Annotated in this window: 1 protein-coding gene; it reads left to right on the top strand. The window is 68.2% G+C overall.

Translation table 11 applies throughout. From position 1 onward, the window contains the following. Nucleotides 1-62 precede the first annotated feature (62 nt). A partial coding sequence (locus RM780_RS27780) for a transposase (RefSeq protein WP_394813108.1) occupies nt 63-255 on the top strand: 193 nt, incomplete at its 3' end.

Raw genomic sequence — 255 nt, forward strand, 5'->3', positions numbered from 1 at the left:
GCTGGTGGCCGTGTCGGTGTGAGGATAGGGCCGTTCGTGAGGGTGTGAACAACAGGCCGTGGATCGTGGACGACGCGTTGTGGGCGGTGATCGAGCCGCTGCTGCCGAAGTGGCCCGAGCGGTCACCAGGCCCGCGGCCGGTGGACGACCGGCGGTGCCTGCAAGGCATCCTGTTCGTGCTGTACACCGGGATCACCTGGCAGCAACTGCCGCTGGAACTGGGCTTCGGCTCCGGTCAGACCTGCTGGCGCAGGC

It is taken from the genome of Streptomyces boetiae, assembly GCF_031845405.1.
Lineage (GTDB): Bacteria > Actinomycetota > Actinomycetes > Streptomycetales > Streptomycetaceae > Streptomyces > Streptomyces boetiae.